The sequence below is a fragment of the Pelagibacterium luteolum genome, from assembly GCF_900100665.1.
In the GTDB taxonomy this organism is placed as follows: domain Bacteria; phylum Pseudomonadota; class Alphaproteobacteria; order Rhizobiales; family Devosiaceae; genus Pelagibacterium; species Pelagibacterium luteolum.
In genome coordinates, this window is record NZ_FNCS01000007.1 from 124,161 (window position 1) to 145,017 (window position 20,857).

Here is a 20,857-nt window from a genome sequence, read left to right on the forward strand (position 1 = left end):
TTTAATGAAGTCTTAAACGCGGCGACGCTGTGGCGCAATTTCAGCCTACACGGTGCTCTATCGGCGTCATGCTCATGTGGTTTTTCTCAAGAGATGTGGAATTCGACTTGCTCCGTCGGCTTTCCACCTCAGCGCCCCTCATCCGACCCGGCTGCGCCGGCCCACCTTCTCCCACCAGGGGGGGAAGGCAGAATCCTGCGGCCTTGGTGAACAAATATCATCGCCCACCAAGAGGGTCCCTTCTCCCTGGTGGGACAAGGTGGCCCGAAGGGTCGGATGAGGGGGCGCTGAACTTTTAAAGGCACCACGACTAGCGGTGAATTCTCACCCCGATCGCCTAGACCCCCAACATCTCCATCGTCTTGGCATTATGTCCATAGACATCACCGAATGACCGCACGGTGCCGTTTTCATCCACGCGCAGTGTGAAATACGCCAGATGCACAGGCACCCGGCGGTCCATATTGAACCAGCGCTCATTGCCGCCAAGCGTATTTTCCAGCGAGGCTACAGTGAGGTTGGGTTCGAACTCCAAAAGCGCCTCGGCGAAGCCGAACGGGTCCTCCACGCGCACGCAGCCCGACGAAAGCGCCCGCATCGACCGCGAGAACAGCCCCGGCGAATTGGTGTCGTGCAGATAGACGTCATGGGTGTTGGGGAACAGAAATTTCACCCGCCCCAGCGCATTGGATGGCCCCGGCCTCTGGCGCACGCGAAACGCGTTGGGGTTGGCCAGCGACCAATCCACCATCCAGGGGTCGATCTGCGCGCCATTGAAAAACAATTCCATGTTCTGGCTGGCCAGATAGTTCGGATTGGCTGCAACGCGCGGCATTACATCCTGGCTCAAAATCGTCGGCGGCACGTTCCAATAGGGGTTGGTCACCACATGGCGGATCTGATCTGAAAACACCGGCGTCTGGCGCCGTTCGGTGCCGACCACCGTGCGGCTGTCCCAAACGGTCTCGCCATATCTGACGACCTCGACCCGATACTGGGGGATGTTGACGAAGACGTTGAAGTCGCCCAGATCGTCGGGCATCCAGCGCCAGCGTTCCATATTGGCGACGATATCGGCGCGGGTTGCGCCGCCCGCTCCGTTGATCGCGGCGACCGTCGCGGGCCCCACGACGCCATCGGGGTTGAGCCCCATTTCGCCCTGGAATTTTTCGATGGCTGCTTCCAGTGCACCGTCATAGACAAGCGGATCGGCGCCGGGCAGGGAGGTCGTCCCCATGCGCTCGCGCAGCGCTGGCACGCGCGCATCACTGCCCCCAAGCCGGATCAGCGATCCGCCACCGATCGGCGCGCGATCTTCGATCTCGCCGGAATAGTGCTGCCCGAGGAGATCACGCAGCGCGATAAACTCGGGATGATCGGGGTGATAGCTCATCAACACAGCGGCCGGGTCCGCACTCTCGGCGAGCGCAGAGAAAAGTTCGGCCTCGTCGACGCTCTTGGGCGCCACGTCGATATTTTCCGAGACGGTTCGTGGGTCGAGCCGGCCGGTATAGGCATCGGTCGCATAGCGCAGCATCGCCGCCGAAAACTCAGCCTCGAGCGCCGCCAGCCGCGCCGGATCGCTGCCAGCCGCCGCCACATCGAGCCCACGGGTGAGATAGTCCGACGGTTCCAGTCCCTGAAGATGCGCGTCCTCGAATAGAGCGATAACGCTTTCTGCAGCGCTTGAAAACGCGATCTCGCCGCGATCCTCGGTCAGCCACAGCGGTTCGAAATGGCGCGCGCCATAAAAATAATAGAGCTGCTGCGCATCGCTCTGCGCCCGGCTGTTGCCCGCGCCATCCAGCGCATCGCGCAATCCGTCACGTATGGTTTTCGCCAGATCGGTCTGCGGCGGCGCGATCATGATGCGCGTCGCATTCACCTCGCCAACCCGCACCGTCTCAAACGCCGTTGCGGCCGAAACCATCGCGAAAAGCGAGGCGCCCGCAATCGCGCCGACAATCAGTCTCTTCATCGTAGAGCCTGCCATTTCATCGCACCAAGCCGGCCGCGGGCTGGTTCGTCTCAAAAACGAATCTCTTCGAGCACCGCGCAAAAGAGATGATACCGAAGCCAAAAGCCCCGGCCAATTGGGGTGCGCCGTCGTCGAGCGCGCAGGTGCGTCAGTGCGGCATTCACGCAACATTGGCCTCGTCTCCTTCCAGCCCGTATTCCTTGAGCTTGCGATACAGTGTGGAGCGCCCGATGCCCAATTGCCGCGCCACCTGGGCCATGCGACCGGCATTGTGGTCGATGGCAAAGGCAATCAGTTCGCGCTCGATTTCGGCCAGCGGCAACAGATTGCCTCCGCCATCGAGAAACCTGTCGGGCAGTGCGGTCCGGTCGGGCTCGGGCAGGCGGGGCAGCGCGCGGGCATTGTCGATATGGATCGGCTCGGATGGGGTAAACCCATGCGCCGTCGGACGCTGCGCCGCTTCGCGGCCCTCTCGCGCCACGACGATCTGCGGAAAGTCGCCCACCCCCAGCAGCGGGCTTTCGGCCAGAACCACAGCCCGAAACACAGCGTTTTCCAACTGGCGGATATTGCCCGGCCAATCAAAGCCCAAAAGCATATCGAGCGCCTCGGGCGCGATCCCGATCACCCGCCGGCCCTCTTCGGCCGCAAACCGGGCAATGAAGTGATCGATCAGGGCCGGCACGTCGTCCATGCGCTCGCGCAAAGGCGGCAGATAGATGGGGAACACGTTGAGCCGGTAATAAAGGTCCTCGCGAAACAGCCCGTCCTTGGCAAGGTTGAGCAGCCGGCGATTGGTCGCCGAAATCACCCGCACATTGACCTTGATGGGCTTTGACGCACCCACTGGCTCGATCTCGCCCTCCTGCAGCGCCCGCAACAGTTTCACCTGCGTTTCGGGTGGCAATTCCCCCACTTCGTCGAGAAACAGCGTGCCATTATGGGCTTCGCGGAACTTGCCCGGCGCGTCGGCGATGGCGCCGGTAAACGCGCCCTTCACATGCCCGAACAGCGTCGATTCCACCAAATTGGCGGGTATGGCGCCGCAATTGACGGTTACGAACGACTTGCCCGCCCTGTCGCCCGAGCCCTGGATGGCACGGGCCAGCAATTCCTTGCCAACACCCGATTCTCCTTCGATCAGCACCGGTATCGTGCTGGCCGCCGATTTCTTGCCCAGGCTCATCGTCCGCGCCATTGCCGGGCTGCGGGTAATGATGTGCGCGAACGAAAAACTGCCGTCCTTGCGCGCCCGTTCGGCCTTCAAGGACGATTCCAGCGTCCCGAGTTTAAGCGCATTGCGCAGCGAAATCGTGATGCGTTCGGGCGAGACGGGTTTGACGAAAAAGTCGATGGCCCCAAGCCGCATCGCCGAAATCACCGTATCGAGCGATGTCTGCGCCGTCTGGACGATCACAGGCAGCGCCAGTCCGTCGCGTTTGAGCGCTTCGAGCACCGCCATGCCGTCCATATCGGGCATCACGAGATCGAGGATCATCGCGCCGACCCCGGAGGTCTTTTTCAAGACCGCCATAGCCTCAACACCCGAATGGGCGACGAGCGGAGTAAACCCGGCTTTCGAGACGACCTCGCTGGCCAGCCGACAATGGATTGGGTCATCGTCGACGATCAGGACTTTGTGCATAAGGGCGAGGGTCTCCAAAACTCTCAACTACCGCACGGCACGCCGCGAATCGAAACTGTGCCGTTATGGGTCAGGTTAGGCCCGATCGCTTAACAGGGTTTTAAGTTACCCCGGCGGGCTGGCAGGTGACGGAGTGCCGCCTTGTCGGTATCGGGCGCCGCCGTTAAGGTGCGCGCCAAACACCCGAGCCTGTCGGAGCCTTGCCCCATGACTTCTCCCGCCCCGCAATCGACCCACAACCAGTTCGGCAATCTGCCCGAATGGGATCTGTCCGACCTCTATCCCGGCGTTTCCTCGGATGCGCTTAAGAGCGATCATGCCTTTCTCGACACCGAGACCAAGGCGTTCGAGGCCGATTACAAGGGCAAGCTGGACGATCTGGCCAAATCGGGCGGCCTCGTCGATGCCGTTCGCCGCTACGAAAAACTCGACGAAAAGTTCGGCCGCATCGGCTCGTTCGCTTATCTCAACTATGCCCAGAACACCGCCGATCCCGATCGCGTCAAATTTCTTGGTGACACGCAGGACAAGCTGACTTCGCTGTCCACCCGGACGCTGTTTTTCACGCTGGAAATCAACCGCATCGACGACGCCGCACTCGACGCGGCGTTTGCGGCCAGCCCGGAGCTCGCGCACTATAAGCCCTGGTTTGCCGAGCTGCGCAAATCGCGCCCGTTCCAGCTCGAGGATCGTGTCGAAGAACTCTTCCACGACAAATACGTCACCGGCCACGCCGCCTGGAACCGTCTGTTCGACGAAACCATGTCGGGGCTGAAATTCGACGTTTCCGGCGAAACCCTCGGCCTCGAACAGACGCTCCATCTCCTCAGCGACAAGAGCGAGGACAAGCGCCGCGCCGCCTTCGACGCGCTGGCGAAAGTCTTCGCCGAAAACAAGCGCCTCTTCGTCCACATCACCAATGTGATGGCCAAGGACAAGGAAATCTCAGATCGCTGGCGCGGCCACACCGACGTCGCCGACAGCCGGCACTTGGCCAATTCGGTCGAGCGCGAAGTGGTGGATGCGCTCGAAAAGGCGGTCCGCGATGCCTATCCGCGCCTCTCGCACCGCTACTACCAAATGAAGGCCAAGTGGTTCGGCAAGGACAAGCTCGATCCCTGGGATCGCAACGCGCCGCTCCCGACCTCCGACGATCGCGTCTTCGACTGGGAAACCGCCAAGACCACGGTGCTCGACGCCTATGGCCAGTTCTCCCCAAAGCTCGCCGAGATCGCCCAGCCCTTCTTTGACAGCGGCTGGATCGATGCACCCGTGAAGCCCAACAAGGCCCCCGGCGCCTTCGCGCATCCCACGGTTACGACGGTGCACCCCTATCTGATGCTCAACTATATGGGCCGCACCCGCGACGTGATGACGCTGGCCCATGAGCTCGGCCACGGCGTCCACCAGCGCCTTGCCGCCAGTCAGGGCGAGTTGATGGCCCCCACGCCCTTGACCCTTGCCGAAACGGCGAGCGTTTTCGGTGAAATGCTGACCTTCCGCGCCATTCTCGACAAGACAACCGATCCCAAACAGCGCTTCGCTCTGATCGCCTCGAAAATCGAGGACATGCTCAACACCGTTGTGCGGCAGATTTCGTTCTATACCTTCGAGCGCAAGGTCCATCTCGCGCGCCGCGAAGGTGAATTGCGCGCCGAAGAGCTTGATAAATTCTGGATGGAAACCTCGGCTGAAAGCCTGGGCCCCGGCATCAGCCTGCCTGACGAATACAAGTCCTTCTGGACCTATATTGGACACTTCATCCACGCGCCCTTCTACGTCTATGCCTATGCGTTCGGTGATTGCCTTGTGAACTCGCTCTACGCACAGTATGAAAAGTCCAGCGACGGCTTTGCCGAGCGCTATTTCGACATGTTGAGCGCTGGGGGCAGCAAGCACCATTCCGAACTTCTAGCGCCTTTTGGTCTCGACGCCCGCGATCCCGACTTCTGGGCGCTGGGCCTGTCCATGATCGAAAGACTCATTGACGAACTCGAACAAACTCAGCCCTAAAGGGGCAAATCCAAGGTCCACATTAGCCAGGGAAAGACTTAATGGCCGACGAAATGGTTGTATCCTATTCCGACAAACCCGTTACCGAGGCTCAGAAGGCCAAGGACTTCGAAGAACACGCCAAGACCTATGAAGCCTTCATGGGTTGGACCAAATGGGGCATCATCGGCAATGTGATTTTGCTGATCGCCCTGTACTTCATCTTTATCCACTAGCAATAGCAGCTCGACCCAAGGGGATGGTCTGCCATTGGTGTGGGCCATGAGAGGGAAGGTTTCATGAAAATAGCCGTAGTGCGCGAGCGCGTGGGTGGAGAAACCCGCGTCGCAGCGACGCCCGAGACAGTGACCCGGCTCATCGGTCTGGGCGCCACGGTCAGCGTCGAAAAAGGGGCAGGGGAAGCGTCTCGCATCCTCGACCAGCACTATAAGGACGCCGGCGCGTCCGTCGAGGCGACCGCCGCTGCCGCCATCAAGGGCGCCGACGTGATCCTTGCCGTGCGCCGCCCGGATGCGGCGACGCTTGCCGGTGCCGCCAAGGGCGCGTTGGTTCTCGCCATCGCCGATCCCTACGGCAACGAGCCGGCCCTGGCCGCGCTCGCCAAGGCGGGCGTCTCGCTGTTTGCCATGGAGCTGATGCCGCGCATCACCCGCGCTCAGGTCATGGACGTCCTCTCGAGCCAGGCCAACCTCGCCGGCTATCAGTCCGTCATCGAAGCCTCGATGGTTTATGACCGCGCGCTGCCGATGATGATGACCGCCGCCGGCACCGTTCGCGCCGCGAAAGTCTTCGTCATGGGGGCCGGCGTTGCCGGACTTCAGGCTATCGCGACGGCCAAGCGCCTCGGCGCTGCCGTTTCGGCCACCGACGTGCGCGCCGCCGCCGCCGAACAGGTCGCTTCGCTCGGCGCCAAGTTCATCATGACCGACGCCCTCAAGGATGCCTCGGGCACGGGCGGTTACGCCCGCGAGCTGACCAAGGACGAACAGGCCGCTCAGGCCGAACTCGTCGCCGGTCACATCGCCAAGCAGGACATCGTCATAACGACGGCGCTGATCCCCGGCCGTCCTGCGCCAAAACTGATTACCAGGGCCATGGTCGAATCCATGGCGCCGGGTTCGGTCCTCGTCGATCTGGCCGCCGAACGCGGTGGTAATATCGAATTGACCGTGCCGGGCCAGACCGTCGTCCACAAGGACGTGACGATCATCGGGACGCTCAACCTTCAGGGCAAGATCTCGGCCACGGCTTCCCAGCTCTATTCCAAAAACCTCTATGCGTTCCTCGAAACGATGATCGACAAGGACGCCAAGGCGCTCAAAATCGATTGGGAAGACGAACTGGTTAAGGCAACGCTTCTGACCCGCGACGGCGCTGTGGTGCACACCAATTTCGCCGGTGCCGCCGCTGCCGCGCCGGTTACAAAACCGGCGGCTGGCAAAAAGCCTGCTGCTCCCAAAGCCCCAGCCAAGACCGGCGCCGTCAGCGCATCAGCCGCTGCCAAACCCGTTGTCGCGGAGACGCCGGCCCCAAAAACTGCTGCAAAGCCCAAGGCGCCCGCCAAGACCGGCGCCACCGGTAAGCCAGCAGCCGCCAAGGTCGCGACGGCTGGCGCGGTAGCGGTGCCTGCCGCAAAGCCGGCAGCACCCAAGGCTGCCGCAAAGCCTGCCGCCAAAGCGGCCGCGCCCAAATCGCCGGCCACCAAAAAACCTGCAGCGAAAAAGCCGGCAACCAAAACCCCGGCAGCCAAGACAGATGGAGATGCATGATGGGCGGTGTTGTTGATCCCTTTTTCTTCTTTCTCTCGGTCTTCGTTCTGGCGATCTTTGTCGGCTATTATGTTGTCTGGTCGGTCACTCCCGCCCTTCACACCCCGCTCATGGCAGTGACCAACGCGATCTCCTCGGTGATCGTGGTCGGCGCGCTACTGGCTGTCGGCGTCAGCTCGATCGGTGAGCCAGGTCCGGCCCGTTGGTTCGGCTTTGTCGCGCTGATCCTGGCGTCGGTGAATATCTTTGGCGGGTTCCTCGTCACCCAGCGCATGCTGGCGATGTACAAGAAGAAGGGCTAGGGGAAATGATCTCTGCAAATATCGCGGCCCTTCTGTATCTGATCGCAGGGGTCCTGTTCATCCTCGCGCTGCGGGGGCTGTCGTCGCCCACCACGGCGCGGCGCGGCAACCGGTTCGGCATGATCGGCATGCTGATCGCCGTCTTGACCACGCTGGCCATCGCAGCGCCTACCGATCCGTTCTCCTGGGTTCTAATCCTCGGCGGCCTTGCCATCGGTGGCGGCATCGGCGCGTTCATCGCGCGCGGTGTGCCCATGACGGCCATGCCCCAGCTCGTCGCTGCCTTCCATTCGCTGGTCGGTCTCGCTGCTGTCTTCGTTGCGGCGGCAGCGCTCTATGCGCCCGTTGCCTTCGGCATCGGCACGCCTGAGCACATCCACGTCCAGGCGCTCATCGAAATGTCGATCGGCACCGCGATCGGTGCGTTCACCTTCACCGGTTCGGTGATCGCGTTCGCCAAGCTCGATGGCCGCATGAGCGGCAAGCCGATCCTGTTGCCGGCCCGTCACCTGATCCATATCGGTGTTGCCGCTGCCATCGTGGCCCTGGTCTGGTATTTCTCCGTCACCGGCGATACCCGCGCTTTCTGGGCCATCACCGTTCTGGCGCTGATCCTTGGCGGGCTGATGATCATCCCGATTGGGGGCGCCGACATGCCTGTCGTCGTTTCCATGCTCAACTCCTATTCGGGTTGGGCCGCCGCTGGCATCGGGTTCACGCTCGGCAACACTGCGCTGATCATCACCGGCGCGCTTGTCGGGTCCTCGGGCGCGATCCTGTCCTACATCATGTGCAAGGCCATGAACCGGAGCTTTATTTCGGTAATCCTCGGCGGCTTTGGCGGTGACGATGCCGCCGCTGCGGCCGGTGGTGTCGATGAGCGCCCGGTCAAGCAGGGTTCGGCGGAAGATGCCGCGTTCATCATGTCGAACGCCTCGAAAGTCATCATCGTCCCAGGCTACGGCATGGCCGTTGCCCAGGCTCAGCACGCGCTGCGCGAGATGGCCGATGAGCTCAAGGCCGCAGGCGTCGAAGTCAAATATGCCATCCACCCGGTTGCGGGCCGCATGCCGGGGCATATGAACGTGCTTCTGGCCGAAGCGAACGTTCCCTATGACGAAGTGTTCGAACTCGAAGACATCAACTCCGAATTCGCTCAGGCCGACGTGGCCTTCGTCATCGGCGCCAACGACGTGACCAACCCCTCGGCCAAGACCGACAAGACATCGCCGATCTACGGCATGCCGGTCCTCGACGTCGAAAAGGCGGGCACGGTCCTCTTCATCAAGCGTGGCATGGCCGCCGGTTACGCCGGTGTCCAGAACGAACTCTTCTTCCGCGACAACACGATGATGCTGTTCGGCGACGCCAAAAAGGTCACCGAGACCATCGTCAAATCGATGCACCACTGATCGATCAAAAGGGCCCTTCGGGGCCCTTTCTTTTTTCCCGGCTCCTGCCAATGTCTAGGGCATGGACACGCTCGGCCCCGCCACCATCGCCGCGTTCTTTGCGACCGCGATCGCCATCGAGCTGACGCCCGGGCCCAACATGGCCTATCTCGCCATTCTCGGCGTCGATCGGGGCAGGGCGCAGGGCCTCTTTGCCGTCGCCGGCGTCGCGCTGGGCCTTGCGGTTCTTGGCGCGTTGGCAGCTTTGGGGCTGGCAGCGCTAATCAGCGAGATCGACTGGCTCTATCAGGTCATCCGCTGGGCGGGCGTTCTCTATCTTATCTGGCTCGGCTATGATTGCTGGCGCGATGCCCGTCGGCCCATCGAACACCATGCCATGGGCGTCTCGAACTGGGTGTTCTTCCGCCGCGGTCTCATCACCAATCTCCTCAACCCAAAGGCCGCAGCCTTCTATCTCACAGTGCTGCCCAATTTCCTCCCCGACGGCGCCAGCGCCGAGGGCTTTGGCCTCCTCGCCGCCATCTATGTCCTTGCCGCAACGCTGGTTCATTCGGCAATCGTGCTCGGCGCTTCCGCCCTGCAGCCGTTGTTCGTGCAGCCGCAACACCGCCAAAGGCTCGGGCTTGTCTTCGGCCTCCTTCTCGTCGCCATCGCGCTCTGGATGCTGATCGCCACGCGCGGCTGAAACCGCAATTGTTCTGGTTACACCGCTGTGCGTACTTGCCGATAGGGAACCGGGTCGCCATCTTGCGTTTAACGCAAAGGACGCCCTATGACCCAATCGATCCGCATCGACCTTTTCACCGACATCGTCTGCCCATGGTGCCTCATCGGCACCGCGCGCCTCGATCAGGCTCTGGCGACACTTCCCGATGATGTCGAGGTCGAAATCCTCCACCACCCCTTTCTCCTTGATCCCTCGACCCCGGAAGCGGGCCAGAACACCAAAGAACGGCTGAGCGCCAAATATGGTGGCGATATCACCGCCATGCAGGCCCGTGTCGAAGCCGCCGCGCACGACGCCGGCGTGCCGCTCGACCTTTCCGTACAGCCTATGAGCTATCCGACGATCAAGCCCCACACCCTGATCCGCCTCGCCGCACCGGAACAACAATACCCCCTGGCTAAGGCTTTCGCCGCCGCCTACTTCCTTGAGGGCCAGGACATCACCGACAACGATCTCCTCGCCGATATCGCCGCCGCGCACGGCTATGATCGTGACGCAGCGGTCAAACTCCTCAATGACGAAACTGAAGCCGCCACCACCAAGGCCATGGCGGTTTCCGCCAGCCAGCAGGGCATCAATGGCGTACCGTTCTTCATCTTCAACAACCAGTTCGCCATCTCCGGCGGCCAGCCGCTCGACGTCTTTCAACGCGCCTTCCGCGTCGCGCTGGGCGAAGAAGCGTTGAACTGAGTTCGCCAACCCACCGATCGGTCACCCCGGGACATGTGCCCGGGGGGCAGCCTGCATTTACTCCAAGCGCCGTGCTGGACGATTAGCCCTTCCGGGCGCTATCACTGTGATAATTCGCAGAGAGGGCGTCCATGCTCAAACGCATCGTTATCGGGGTCGTCGCCCTCGTGGTCATCGTCTATGGCGGGCTGCTTGCCTATCTTTATGCCAACCAGCGCGCCTTCTTTTTCAACCCGACCGGCGAAGTGTTCGACCCCGAACTGATCGGGCTCGACGCCGAGATCGTCACGATCCCAACCACTGAGAATGAAACCATCACCGGCTGGTACGCCCCGCCGGATGACGGCATGGACACCATCCTCTACCTCAAGGGCAATTCGGGCAGCTTTTCCTCCGAGCACGCGCGTTTTACGGCTTTTGTCGATGCCGGTTACGGGTTCCTCGCGGTCGATTATCGCGGTTTCCCGCTCTCGCCCGGCACCATCACCCAGGACAATATTCTCGCCGACGCCATCGCCGCCTTCGACTGGCTCGCGGAACGCCAGGACAGTATCGCGATCTGGGGCCGCTCGCTCGGCGCGTCACCCGCCGTCTGGGTGGCAAGCCAGCGCGACGCAGAGGCCCTGCTGCTCGAAACCCCGTTTTATTCCGCCGTCAGCGTCGCCGCAGAGCGCTACCCATATGCCCCCGTCGCCTGGCTGATGCTCGATCAGTTCCGCTCTAATGATTGGATCGCCGCCGTCGATGAACCCGTCTTTGTGGCGCACGGCACAGCCGACCGCACCGTCAGCGTCGGCAATGGCGAACGGCTTTACGCCGAAGTGCCGAACCCCTACGACATCTGGATCGAGGAGGGCGCCGACCACGGTGATCTCTGGGCACGCGGGATCTGGGAGCGCGCCCAAGCGTTCTTTACGGACACACAGCAGGGAGGCTGAAATGCCAAAATTTCTGGCGATCTATACCGGCACGGCAAGTGCATCCGAAAAGGCGCAGGCCGAAGGCCGCGTCGATGAGGCGGCAGGCATGAAGGCCTGGGGCGACTGGATGATGAAAAACGACAAATACATCCTCGACGCCGGCGGCCCCTTGGGCCGGACGCTGAAGGTATCCCCCGCCGGCATCACCGAGACCACCAACACAGCGGCCGCCTACATCATCGTGGACGCCCCAACCCTCGAAGACGCCGCCGAAATGTTCCGCGACCACGCCCACTTCACCCATTTCCCCGGCGAAGCCGTCGAAGTGATGCCCATCCTCGACATGCCGGGGATGTAGTCAGGCCAAGCCCATCCGCGCTGAAGGCCCCCCTCAACGGCCTGCCGGCCACCCTCTCCCCCAAGAAAGAGGGTTCAGTCTTGCCTTGATGCTAGTGGATAGGCACACCCTTCAAAAGCCGCCGTGCGACTCCCTCTCCCTTGGGGGAGAGGCCTGGGGTGAGCGGTCGTTGAAGCCCACCCCCACACAGTAAAACGCCGCCCCGAGGGACGGCGTTTCAATGCAAATTCGTTCCAATATCGCAGAAAAGCTAGCGACGCGCTGTGGTGATACCTGCTTCGCGCTGAGCACGCTTACGAGCAAGCTTGCGGGCCCGGCGGATCGCCTCAGCCTTCTGCCGTGCCTTCTTTTCGGAAGGCTTCTCGTAATAGTTGCGCAGCTTCATCTCGCGAAACACACCTTCGCGCTGCAACTTCTTCTTCAGCGCCCGAAGCGCTTGATCGACATTGTTATCGCGAACGACTACTTGCACGCGGAACACCCGCCCTTTCAGTTAAATTTTCGGCTGATATCAAACGCCGTCGGTCAATAGGACGCTGGCGCCGACCGACACATGCCGGTCACCGTGGACGCGGTTGTTACCAGAAGAGTCGCGGTCTGTCCACTCTGGAGCCGCAGGAAGCGCTCAATTCCGGGCGTTCGGCAGTGTCACGAGATTGAGGTGCCCCATCTTGCGTCCGTCCCGCGCCTCGGCCTTGCCATAGACATGCGGCTGGAGACCTTTGGTCCCCGTGCGCTTCGCCGTATCGGCGATTTCGGCCCCGATGAGGTTCTCCATCACCACGTCCGCCAGCCGCGTCGTATCGCCCAGCGGCCAGCCGCAAATGGCGCGGATGTGGTTCTCGAACTGGTCGGTGACACACACGGCCTGCGTCCAATGCCCGGAATTGTGCACCCGCGGCGCGATCTCGTTGACGAGCAGCTGCGGCGCATCCCCATCGGAGGCAACGAAGAACTCGACCCCCATCGTCCCGACATAATCGAGCGCACTCGCGATCTCGCCAGCCATAGCCCTGGCTTTTTCAGCAGCCGCGGCGGAAATCGATGCCGGCAGGGTCGAGGTCTTGAGAATATGGTCGACATGGACGTTTTCGGCCGGATCGTAGCTGACGATCGCTCCGTCGCGCCCGCGCACCACGATCACCGAAATTTCTCGCTCGAACCCGATAAAGCCCTCGAGAACCAGCTCCACCCCGCCGATCTCGCCAAAGGCGCGCTCGGCATCCTCTTGCGTGCGCAACGTCCGCTGCCCCTTGCCGTCATAGCCGAGCCGCGTGGTCTTGAGCACAGCGGGCAGGCCGATTTCGGCGATGGCCCTGTCCAGATCATCCCGGCGCGTGACCGCGCGATAGGGCGCAACGGCAATGCCTGCCTGGGTCAGGAAGCGCTTTTCCACGAGGCGGTCCTGGCTCACTTCCAGCGCGCGCGGCCCAGGGAACAGAGGCGTGTGCTCGGCAATCACCTTCGCCGTCGCCAGGGGCACGTTCTCGAACTCATAGGTCACGACATCGACGCCGCCGGCAAAGGCGCGGAGGGCCGCCACATCATCATAACCGGCCACGGTCTTGTTGGGGGTCACGTCGAAGGCCGGGCTCTCGGCGTCGGGGCAAAAGATATGGGTCTTCATGCCCAATTGGCTGGCCGCCAGCGACAGCATGCGGCCCAATTGGCCCCCGCCCAGAATGCCGATGGTCGAGCCGGGCCGCAGCGGATGAAATTCAGTCATCGTCCTTGGGAAACTCCGCAACCGATTGAGTCTGCCGCTCGCGCCATGCGGCCAGCCGCTCGGCCAGATCTTCATCGCTCAGCGACAGGATCGAGGCGGCAAGCAATGCCGCATTGATCGCACCGGCCTTGCCGATGGCCAGCGTCCCGACCGGCACGCCGCCCGGCATCTGAACGATGGAATAGAGGCTATCGAGACCGCTCAGCGCCTTGGATTCCACCGGTACGCCCAGAACGGGCAGGGTGGTCATCGCCGCGATCATGCCCGGCAGATGCGCTGCGCCGCCGGCTCCGGCGATGATCACCTTGAAACCATCGTCGCGCGCCGTCGTCGCAAAATCGACCATGCGCAGTGGTGTCCGATGCGCGGATACGATCCGCGCTTCATAATCGACCCGCAGGGCCTCGAGCGTTTCGGCGGCAAACCGCATGGTTGGCCAGTCCGATTGGCTGCCCATGACGATGGCGATAGGGGGAGAAGAAACCAAGAGCCCGTCCCTCGATTGGTTGAGTGGTGGCTGTAGCGGAAATCCCCCGCCCGTTCAAGCTTCGGTGCCGCTGGCGTGCGGAACGAAAAGACCCTGCGCGACGTTGTGCTGCCGGGCCCGGTTGGGGGCCGTTGGGAACCACAAATGGACAAGACATCGCCGGCGCCGTCGGCGCAACCGCCGCTTGGCAATCCCCCTCTCGCGGGACAGCCATTGGCGGCCATTCTGACCTTCGTTTTGATCGTTACCGTGCTCTATCTGGGGCGCGGTATTTTTGTGCCCCTGGTCATGGCGGTGCTGTTGGCCTTTGCGCTCGGGCCTGTCGTCAATGCGCTGCGGCGGGTCAAAGTCCCCCACGTGGTTGCCGTCATAGTTTCGGTTCTCGCCGTCATCGGCTTTCTGGGCAGCATCGCCTATCTAGCCTTCTCGCAGTTTCTGTCTCTGGCGTCCGACCTTCCGCGCTATCAGGCGACGATCAACGAAAAGCTGCGGCTCTTGCAGGAAACATTCGGCGGCGGTCGGGTGATCGACCGGCTGGTCTCCACCGTCGATAATCTCGGCGCCCAAATGAGTGGTGCGGCCGAAGATTTCTCCATCGATGAGGGCGAGCCGCTGCCCGTCGTCATCGTCGACAACGGCATGAGCTCGCTCGAAACCGCCCAATCGGTGCTGTTTTCAATCGTCGGCCCCCTGGCGACGGCCCTGATCGCCACGATCTTTCTGATTTTCCTTTTGCTCGAGCGCGAGGAACTGCGCGACCGTTTCCTCAAACTCGCCAGCCGCGGCGACCTGCGCTCGTCGACGGAGGCCATGAACGAGGCCAGCACGCGTGTGGGGCGCTACCTTCTGGCCCAGGCGTCGGTCAACATCGCCTATGGCACGTTGTTCGGGCTTGGCCTCTTCATCCTCGGCGTCCCCAACGCGGTCCTGTGGGGCCTTTTGGCCACCATCTTCCGCTACATTCCCTTTGTCGGCACCATCGTCATCGCTTCGGTGCCCATCCTGCTCTCGATCGCCGTCGATCCGGGCTGGACCATGCTGTTCGGGGTTATCGGGCTTTATCTGCTGCTGGAAGTCATCTCGAACAATTTCATCGAGCCCAGGCTTTACGGCAATTCCACGGGCCTCACCCCACTCGCCGTCCTTCTGGCCGCCATGTTCTGGGCAACGCTTTGGGGACCGATCGGGCTTATCGTATCGATGCCCTTGACCGTCTGTATCGTCGTCATGGCCCGCTATGTGCCCCATATGGGCTTCATCGAAACGCTTCTAGGCAGCGCGCCGGTTCTCTTGCCGCGCGAGAGGTTCTATCAGCGCCTCATCTCGGGCAATGTCGAGGAAGCGACCGAACTCGCCGAGCGCGAGATCGAAGAGTCCGGGATCGTGGATTTTTACGACGACATCGCCCAGCCGGCGCTTCAGCTTGCCCAGGCCGATATCGCAGGCGATCTTGCCGATCCCAGCCATCGCCATCGGGTCGTCGATACGCTGGCCGAAGTCATCGAAGCGATCGAGGAAACCGAAGAAACCGATCAGGGCGACGGTATCGCGCGGGTTACCGTATTCGGTGGCAAGACAGAGCTCGATCACGCCATGGCGCTTATGGTGGGCGAACGCATCCGGGCCATGGGCCACAAGGTCCGCATCATGGCGCCCGTGGCGCTCCGCAAGGAGGGCATCGCCCAGATCGACCTCAGCGCCACCGATGTAGTCTGTCTTTGCTATCTCGGGGAAAAGCCCGAAATCTATGCCCGCTATGCCGCAAGGCGCCTGACGCGTCTCAAGGAAACCCTCACCATCGTCGGCGCCTATTTCCACACCAATGCGCGGCGCTCGGAGCGCAATCCGGATGATCAGATCGTGCTGGCGACAACGGTCAGCGGCGCGGTCAACGCCATCGCGTCCGCGCTTGGCGAAGAAACCGCAACGCCTGTCGTCAGTGAATCGGCTCTCGTCAATCTCCGCATGAGCGCACGCGCACTATCGTCTCAAGCCGCGGCCGATCCTGACGTATCGACCCTGTTGCGCAAGCTGGCGCAGGATCTGGGCGCCACGGTCGCCATGGTCACCTTCGTGCCGCTGTCCGACGACAGGGAAGACGGCCGCGTCGCAGCGCATGCCGAGCATCTCGCCCATCAGGTGCTCGACGGCACCGGCTCGCTTTCGATCGAGGATTTGCAGCATTCCGATTTCAGCCATCTGCGCGGTGTCGTCGAAAGCGGGGTCCGCGCCTATGCCGGGGTCGCCGTTCGGCTCAATGATACCGATCTTGGCGCGGTGCTCGCTGTCTATGATCAGGAGCCGCGGGTTTACGAGGACAGCGAAATCGACAGGATCGAGGCCGGTGCGCAAAGGCTGGCATCTGAACTGCGCGAACTCATCGCCCGGCAGGAGGCGCAGGAAAAGGAAGCCATCGATTGACCGGTGATCCCCGACAGACCACCGGCGGATGCCTCTGCGGAAATGTGCGCATGACGACAACCGGGCAACCCTACAGGGTCGGTGTCTGCCACTGCCTTGATTGCCGCAAACACCACGGCGCGCTGTTTTACGCTGCCGCGATATTCCCGATCGATCGCGTCACCGTCACTGGCGAAACCAACGCGTTCCAGGGCCGTCATTTCTGCCCCAAATGCGGCTCATCGGTTTTTGCGATCAGTGACGATGAAATCGAAGTGCATGTCGGCGCGCTTGATGCGCCCGACCAATTCACCCCAACCTACGAAAACTTTGTGTCGCGCCGCGAAGCCTGGCTGCCACCATTCCGGCTCAACCACCACTACGACCACGATCGCCAAACCACTGACCGTACCGACCTAAAGTAGGTTTAGATTCAGGTCAGGGTGAGTCGAGAGCGGTGGTTTGCGAGAACCGGAACGGAGCGTACATTTGGTACGCGAGTACCGGAAGCGCAGGAAATCGCCGCTCGCAGACCACCATCACCTGAATATTAGTGGGCATGCCCGTCGTCGAAATCCTCTGCGCCCGCCTGCCAATAGCCGGCCGCCTTGATCCAGTCGGGGTCGTGGCCCCGCTCATCGACAAAATATTCCCGCACGGCCTTGCTCATCCTGTTCTCGCCCGCCACGAACACATAGCCATCGCCCTCCGGCAGGCTCAGCGCCTTGACCGCCGCAAGAAGCCGCGCTGCATCGCCCGGCTGCGCACCACCCCGGCTGAGCCATTGGACGCGCGCTCCGTCCGGCGCGTCGATCGCCTGGATTTCGCTCTCGTCCGACACCTCGATCACCGCCAGCGCCTTGGCGTCTCGTGGCAATTCTTCGAGCCGGCGCCCGATGGCGGGCAGGGCGGTCTCGTCGCCAACCAGCAGATACCAGTCGAATTCGCCTTCTAGAACGAACGACCCGCGCGGTCCGCCAACCCCGATGGTATCGCCCGGCTTGGCCGCCTCTGCCCAGCTCGAGGCCGGGCCGTCGCCGTGCAGCACGAAATCGAGCGTCAGCAGCTTGGCGTCAGTGTCGTAGGCACGCGGTGTGTAATCCCGCGATTGTGGGCGCATGCCGTCCGGGAAAATCAATCCATCCGGACCGCGTTCCGGGGTAGGAAAGCTTCTCTGGCCGGTTTCGGGAAAGAACAGCTTGCAATGGTCGTCATAGGCCAGCGAAACAAAGGAGGCGAAATCTTCGCTGCTGAGCGTGATCCGTGCCATCTTGGGCGTTATCCGCTCGCTCGACACCACGGTGCCGATGCGGAATTTGAGTTCGTGACGGACCCTTTTGGCCCCGCGTTCCAGAGCTGACATCGTGAGTGCAATCCCATTGATACCGCCTCGGCGTACAAATGATGATTGGATAAGTCAACTTACCTTGAGTTCAGGCGATGATGTCCGGCAGGATGATGCGCTCGATCTGGACGATGCGGTCTTTCAGCGCCAGCTTGCGCTTTTTCAATCGCTGGATCAGCGTCGCATCGCCGATGCCCGACGCGCTCAGCGTGTTGATCGCGGCGTCGAGGTCGGCGTGCTCCTGGCGCTTGGTTGCCAATTCCAGACCCAGCCTGGCCTCAACTTCCCTGTCCAGTCGCAGCATGTTCATCATTCCCAGAAGGACAGGTTAACCTCTGGTCAACCCTTTGGAGTCGGTCGTTTTCACCACCCATTCTTGCCACAGATTTGCCATTGGACAAAGCCGGCAAAGAATGTGACGATATTGTCGTCCATCGATGAAAGGAGTGACTATGACCTCACAGACCTACATCACCTCACTGGAGCGACGGCACCAGGATCTGGAACGCAAGATCAGCGAAGAAATGCGCCATCCAGCCCGTGATGCGCTGCTGATCGCCGCTCTAAAGCGCAAAAAGCTCGAACTCAAAGACCAGATGACCCGCGCCCATGGCGAGGTCGCCCACTAACAGAGTTTGCGCACCATCATGCGTGATCTGTGAGGCCACGGCGAAAGTCGCGGCCTTTTTTACAGGCAGCACCTCTTATGGAAGAACTGGTCATCCGGTCTGCGGTCACCTCAGACGCTGCTGGCATCGCAGCGATTTACGCACCCTATGTGCGCGACACGGCATTTTCCTTCGAAGACGTTCCCCCAACCGCTACGCAAATGGCAGGTCGTATCGAGGAGATCTCGAACAGCTATCCGTTTCTGGTTGCCGAACGCGGTGGTGTTCCTGTGGGGTACGCTTACGGCACCTCCCATAGGTCACGAACGGCATATCGATTTTCAGCAGATGTCTCTATCTATCTCGATGCCTCTGCCTAGCGTCAGGGGATTGGCCGCAGACTTTACGGTGAACTGTTCGAGCGCCTCGGCGCTCAGGACATTCGGATGGTTTTCGCGGGGATCAGCCTGCCCAATCCGCCCAGCATCGCTCTTCACGAGGCGATGGGGTTTACGTCGGTTGGCATTTACAAAGATGTCGGGTTCAAATTCGGGCGTTGGATCGATACGGGCTGGTGGCAGAAGCGCCTGTAACCGCCTCCGTCACAATATGCCGACCACCCCGTCATAGATCAGCTTGAGCGAGAGCAGGAAGATCATCACATACGCGACCCTGTAGAACAGCGCCGGATCGATGCGCCGCACGAGATAGACCCCGATCAGCATCCCCCCGATCGCCACCGGCACAAGCAGCAGCGCCGCCTGCATATTGGCAACCGATAGCTGACCCATCATGAAATAGGGCGGAATTTTAATAGCGTTGACCACGGCAAAGAACACGGCGTTCGTGCCGGCAAAAAGCGCCGGCGGCAGGCGCATGGGCAGCATGTAGATCTGCACCGGCGGCCCACCGGTATGACTGATGAAACTGGTAAACCCCGCAATCGAGCCCCAGAACGTGCCCCAGGTCCGCGAGGGTTTCAGCCCCGCCAGTTTCTTGCGCAATGGCAGCCAGGCATCGAGCACGAACAATAGCGTGATCAACCCGATGGCCAGCCGCACCATGGCTTCGCTTACCACCGCCGAAAGCCCCCAGGCAATCGCCGAACCGACCAGTGCGCCCGGCAGTAATATCCAGAAAATCCGCCAGTCGACCTCACGCCGATAGGCGATCAAGGCAATGATATCCATGATGATGAGCAGCGGCAGCATCATCCCTGCTGCATCGCGCGCCGGCATCACCAGCGTCAACAGCGGCACCCCGACTACGCCCAGGCTCGCCACCAGCCCCGATTTGGACAGGCCCACCAAAAGCACCGCGAAGGCGGCTACGGCAAAAAATACGGGGTCGAACATGAGAGCCTAAGGGCGGAGCAGGAGAGGCGAGTATTGGAAAGGGACCTTATGGTGCCCCCGCCCGCCGCTCAAGGCCTCCTCAACAGCCTACCGGCCACCCTCTTCCCCAAAGGGAGAGGGCTCAGTCTTGCCTAAACGCTTCAAAATAAGCACTCGCCTAAAGAGGCACCGCGCGACTCCCTGTCCCTTGGGGAGAGGGTTAGCTGAGGGCGAGGGGGCCATGCTGCGTTTGCTTAGACCCCGAATCTCCCCCTCAATCACTACCGTCATCCCGGCGTTGCGCCGGGACCCAGTATGCTCCGCGTCAGTAGCTAACCCGCCGACGCCAGAGCACCTTCTCGCTACCGCCGATCGTCCTCATCGGCATCCGCATCAGCGCCCTTGAGCGACTTGAGCTTGGCAAACACCGATTCGGCCTCGCGATCGGCCTTGTACTCGTCGGCGTTGTGGCGCTCGTAAACCTCTTCGCCTTCCTCGGGCACGTGCGGCGCACGGCTCAGGGCTTCCTCGGCGGTCATCAGGCGCGTGCCCTCGGGCGCGTCCTCGGTGATGCCGGCGGCGCGGGCGGCCTTGCGCACTTCCATGTCCAGTTCCATCTGGCTGCAGAGGCCCAGCGTCACCGGGTCCATGGCCGTCAGATTGGCGGTGTTCCAGTGGCTGCCTTCGCGCACGGATTCGATCGTCGACTTGGTGGTGCCCACCAGCCGCATAATCTGGGCGTCCTTGAGTTCTGGATGGTTGCGCACGAGCCATTTGATGGCATTGGGACGCTCGTGGCGACGCGAGGTCGGGGTGTAGCGCGGGCCACGACGCTTGGGCGCTGCAACCTTCACCTTGGGCTCGGAAATTTTCAGCTTGTAGTTCTCGTCGGCTTCGCCCTTGACGATCTCCTCGCGCGTCAACTGACCGTTCTGGATAGGGTTGACGCCGCGAATGCCGCCGGCGACATCGCCATCGGCAATGCCCTGAACTTCAAGGTGATGCAGCGTGCAGAAATCGGCGATCTGCTTGAACGAAAGCGCTGTGTTTTCGACGAGCCAGACGGCGGTCGCCTTCGGCATCAGCAAATTGGTGGCCATGGGTAAATCTCTCCTGTGCTGCGGCCCGGTTTTTTGCCGGTCC

General features: G+C 61.8%; 21 protein-coding genes and 1 pseudogene. 13 read left to right on the plus strand and 9 right to left on the minus strand.

From position 1 onward, the window contains the following. Positions 1-337 precede the first annotated feature (337 nt). Together BLR31_RS12855 and BLR31_RS12860 are read right to left on the minus strand one after the other, a co-directional pair. On the minus strand, positions 338-1,978 hold the full coding sequence (locus BLR31_RS12855) for a L,D-transpeptidase family protein (protein ID WP_176762647.1): 1,641 nt from the start codon (positions 1,976-1,978) through the stop codon (positions 338-340). A 160-nt stretch (positions 1,979-2,138) separates the two neighbouring features. Beyond that, a complete protein-coding gene (locus BLR31_RS12860; RefSeq protein WP_090596982.1) occupies positions 2,139-3,623 on the minus strand; it encodes a sigma-54-dependent transcriptional regulator in 1,485 nt (494 codons plus the stop codon). Positions 3,624-3,830: 207 nt separating this feature from the next. On the opposite strand from BLR31_RS12860, the gene BLR31_RS12865 reads away from it, so the two are divergent. The 9 genes from BLR31_RS12865 to BLR31_RS12905 all read left to right on the plus strand — a co-directional run bounded on the left by BLR31_RS12865 (position 3,831) and on the right by BLR31_RS12905 (position 11,814). Continuing rightward, complete coding sequence (locus BLR31_RS12865; RefSeq protein WP_090596984.1) at positions 3,831-5,636, plus strand: M3 family oligoendopeptidase; 1,806 nt, start codon at positions 3,831-3,833, stop codon at positions 5,634-5,636. Positions 5,637-5,677: 41 nt separating this feature from the next. Further along, the gene (locus BLR31_RS12870; RefSeq protein ID WP_090596985.1) at positions 5,678-5,851 is read left to right on the plus strand and encodes an aa3-type cytochrome c oxidase subunit IV; all 174 of its coding nucleotides are present in this window, start codon (positions 5,678-5,680) and stop codon (positions 5,849-5,851) included. Between the two features lie 63 nt (positions 5,852-5,914). After that, positions 5,915-7,405, plus strand: a complete 1,491-nt coding sequence (locus BLR31_RS12875) for a Re/Si-specific NAD(P)(+) transhydrogenase subunit alpha (RefSeq protein WP_090596987.1) — start codon at positions 5,915-5,917, stop codon at positions 7,403-7,405. Beyond that, on the plus strand, positions 7,327-7,707 hold the full coding sequence (locus BLR31_RS12880) for an NAD(P) transhydrogenase subunit alpha part 2 (RefSeq protein WP_425287243.1): 381 nt from the start codon (positions 7,327-7,329) through the stop codon (positions 7,705-7,707). The genes BLR31_RS12875 and BLR31_RS12880 overlap by 79 nt, the downstream gene beginning before the upstream one ends. 8 nt (positions 7,708-7,715) lie before the next feature. After that, positions 7,716-9,119, plus strand: a complete 1,404-nt coding sequence (locus BLR31_RS12885) for an NAD(P)(+) transhydrogenase (Re/Si-specific) subunit beta (protein WP_090597063.1) — start codon at positions 7,716-7,718, stop codon at positions 9,117-9,119. Between the two features lie 61 nt (positions 9,120-9,180). Beyond that, the gene (locus tag BLR31_RS12890) at positions 9,181-9,804 is read left to right on the plus strand and encodes a LysE family translocator (protein ID WP_090596991.1); all 624 of its coding nucleotides are present in this window, start codon (positions 9,181-9,183) and stop codon (positions 9,802-9,804) included. Positions 9,805-9,891: 87 nt separating this feature from the next. After that, a complete protein-coding gene (locus tag BLR31_RS12895; RefSeq protein WP_090596993.1) occupies positions 9,892-10,536 on the plus strand; it encodes a DsbA family oxidoreductase in 645 nt (214 codons plus the stop codon). A gap of 131 nt (positions 10,537-10,667) precedes the next feature. Then, the gene (locus tag BLR31_RS12900; protein WP_090596995.1) at positions 10,668-11,474 is read left to right on the plus strand and encodes an alpha/beta hydrolase; all 807 of its coding nucleotides are present in this window, start codon (positions 10,668-10,670) and stop codon (positions 11,472-11,474) included. 1 nt (position 11,475) lies between these two features. Next, positions 11,476-11,814 carry a YciI family protein gene (locus BLR31_RS12905; protein ID WP_090596997.1) on the plus strand — a complete coding sequence of 113 codons (339 nt, stop codon included), beginning with the start codon at positions 11,476-11,478 and terminating at the stop codon, positions 11,812-11,814. A 250-nt stretch (positions 11,815-12,064) separates the two neighbouring features. Here BLR31_RS12905 and rpsU read toward each other — a convergent pair whose 3' ends face one another. From rpsU to purE, 3 genes are all read right to left on the minus strand, one after another. Continuing rightward, positions 12,065-12,286 carry a 30S ribosomal protein S21 gene (rpsU, locus tag BLR31_RS12910; RefSeq protein ID WP_090597065.1) on the minus strand — a complete coding sequence of 74 codons (222 nt, stop codon included), beginning with the start codon at positions 12,284-12,286 and terminating at the stop codon, positions 12,065-12,067. A 153-nt stretch (positions 12,287-12,439) separates the two neighbouring features. Beyond that, complete coding sequence (locus BLR31_RS12915; protein ID WP_090596998.1) at positions 12,440-13,540, minus strand: 5-(carboxyamino)imidazole ribonucleotide synthase; 1,101 nt, start codon at positions 13,538-13,540, stop codon at positions 12,440-12,442. Next, positions 13,533-13,997, minus strand: a complete 465-nt coding sequence (gene purE / locus BLR31_RS12920; RefSeq protein ID WP_090597000.1) for a 5-(carboxyamino)imidazole ribonucleotide mutase — start codon at positions 13,995-13,997, stop codon at positions 13,533-13,535. The genes BLR31_RS12915 and purE overlap by 8 nt, the downstream gene beginning before the upstream one ends. A gap of 174 nt (positions 13,998-14,171) precedes the next feature. Between purE and BLR31_RS12925 the strand changes: the two genes are divergently transcribed. Then, positions 14,172-16,448: an AI-2E family transporter gene (locus tag BLR31_RS12925; RefSeq protein WP_090597002.1), complete on the plus strand. Its 2,277-nt coding sequence runs from the start codon at positions 14,172-14,174 to the stop codon at positions 16,446-16,448. Continuing rightward, on the plus strand, positions 16,445-16,852 hold the full coding sequence (locus tag BLR31_RS12930; RefSeq protein ID WP_483145420.1) for a GFA family protein: 408 nt from the start codon (positions 16,445-16,447) through the stop codon (positions 16,850-16,852). The genes BLR31_RS12925 and BLR31_RS12930 overlap by 4 nt, the downstream gene beginning before the upstream one ends. 125 nt (positions 16,853-16,977) lie before the next feature. Here the strand turns inward: BLR31_RS12930 and BLR31_RS12935 are convergent, their stop codons facing one another. Together BLR31_RS12935 and BLR31_RS12940 are read right to left on the minus strand one after the other, a co-directional pair. Continuing rightward, positions 16,978-17,790 carry a siderophore-interacting protein gene (locus tag BLR31_RS12935; protein ID WP_090597007.1) on the minus strand — a complete coding sequence of 271 codons (813 nt, stop codon included), beginning with the start codon at positions 17,788-17,790 and terminating at the stop codon, positions 16,978-16,980. 70 nt (positions 17,791-17,860) lie between these two features. After that, entirely contained in the window at positions 17,861-18,076 is a 216-nt protein-coding gene (locus BLR31_RS12940) for a YdcH family protein (protein ID WP_090597067.1), read from the minus strand. 148 nt (positions 18,077-18,224) lie between these two features. Here BLR31_RS12940 and BLR31_RS12945 point away from each other — a divergent pair, with 148 nt between their 5' ends. Further along, positions 18,225-18,401 (plus strand): YdcH family protein, encoded by a 177-nt coding sequence (locus BLR31_RS12945; protein WP_090597009.1) that lies wholly within the window; start codon positions 18,225-18,227, stop codon positions 18,399-18,401. Between the two features lie 77 nt (positions 18,402-18,478). Next, positions 18,479-18,973, plus strand: a pseudogene (locus BLR31_RS22040) (arsinothricin resistance N-acetyltransferase ArsN1 family B). Positions 18,974-18,982: 9 nt separating this feature from the next. Here BLR31_RS22040 and BLR31_RS12955 read toward each other — a convergent pair. After that, positions 18,983-19,735, minus strand: coding sequence for a sulfite exporter TauE/SafE family protein (locus tag BLR31_RS12955; protein WP_090597011.1), 753 nt, complete (start codon positions 19,733-19,735; stop codon positions 18,983-18,985). 341 nt (positions 19,736-20,076) lie between these two features. Next, positions 20,077-20,814: a DUF1013 domain-containing protein gene (locus BLR31_RS12960; RefSeq protein ID WP_090597013.1), complete on the minus strand. Its 738-nt coding sequence runs from the start codon at positions 20,812-20,814 to the stop codon at positions 20,077-20,079. Positions 20,815-20,857: the final 43 nt, after the last annotated feature.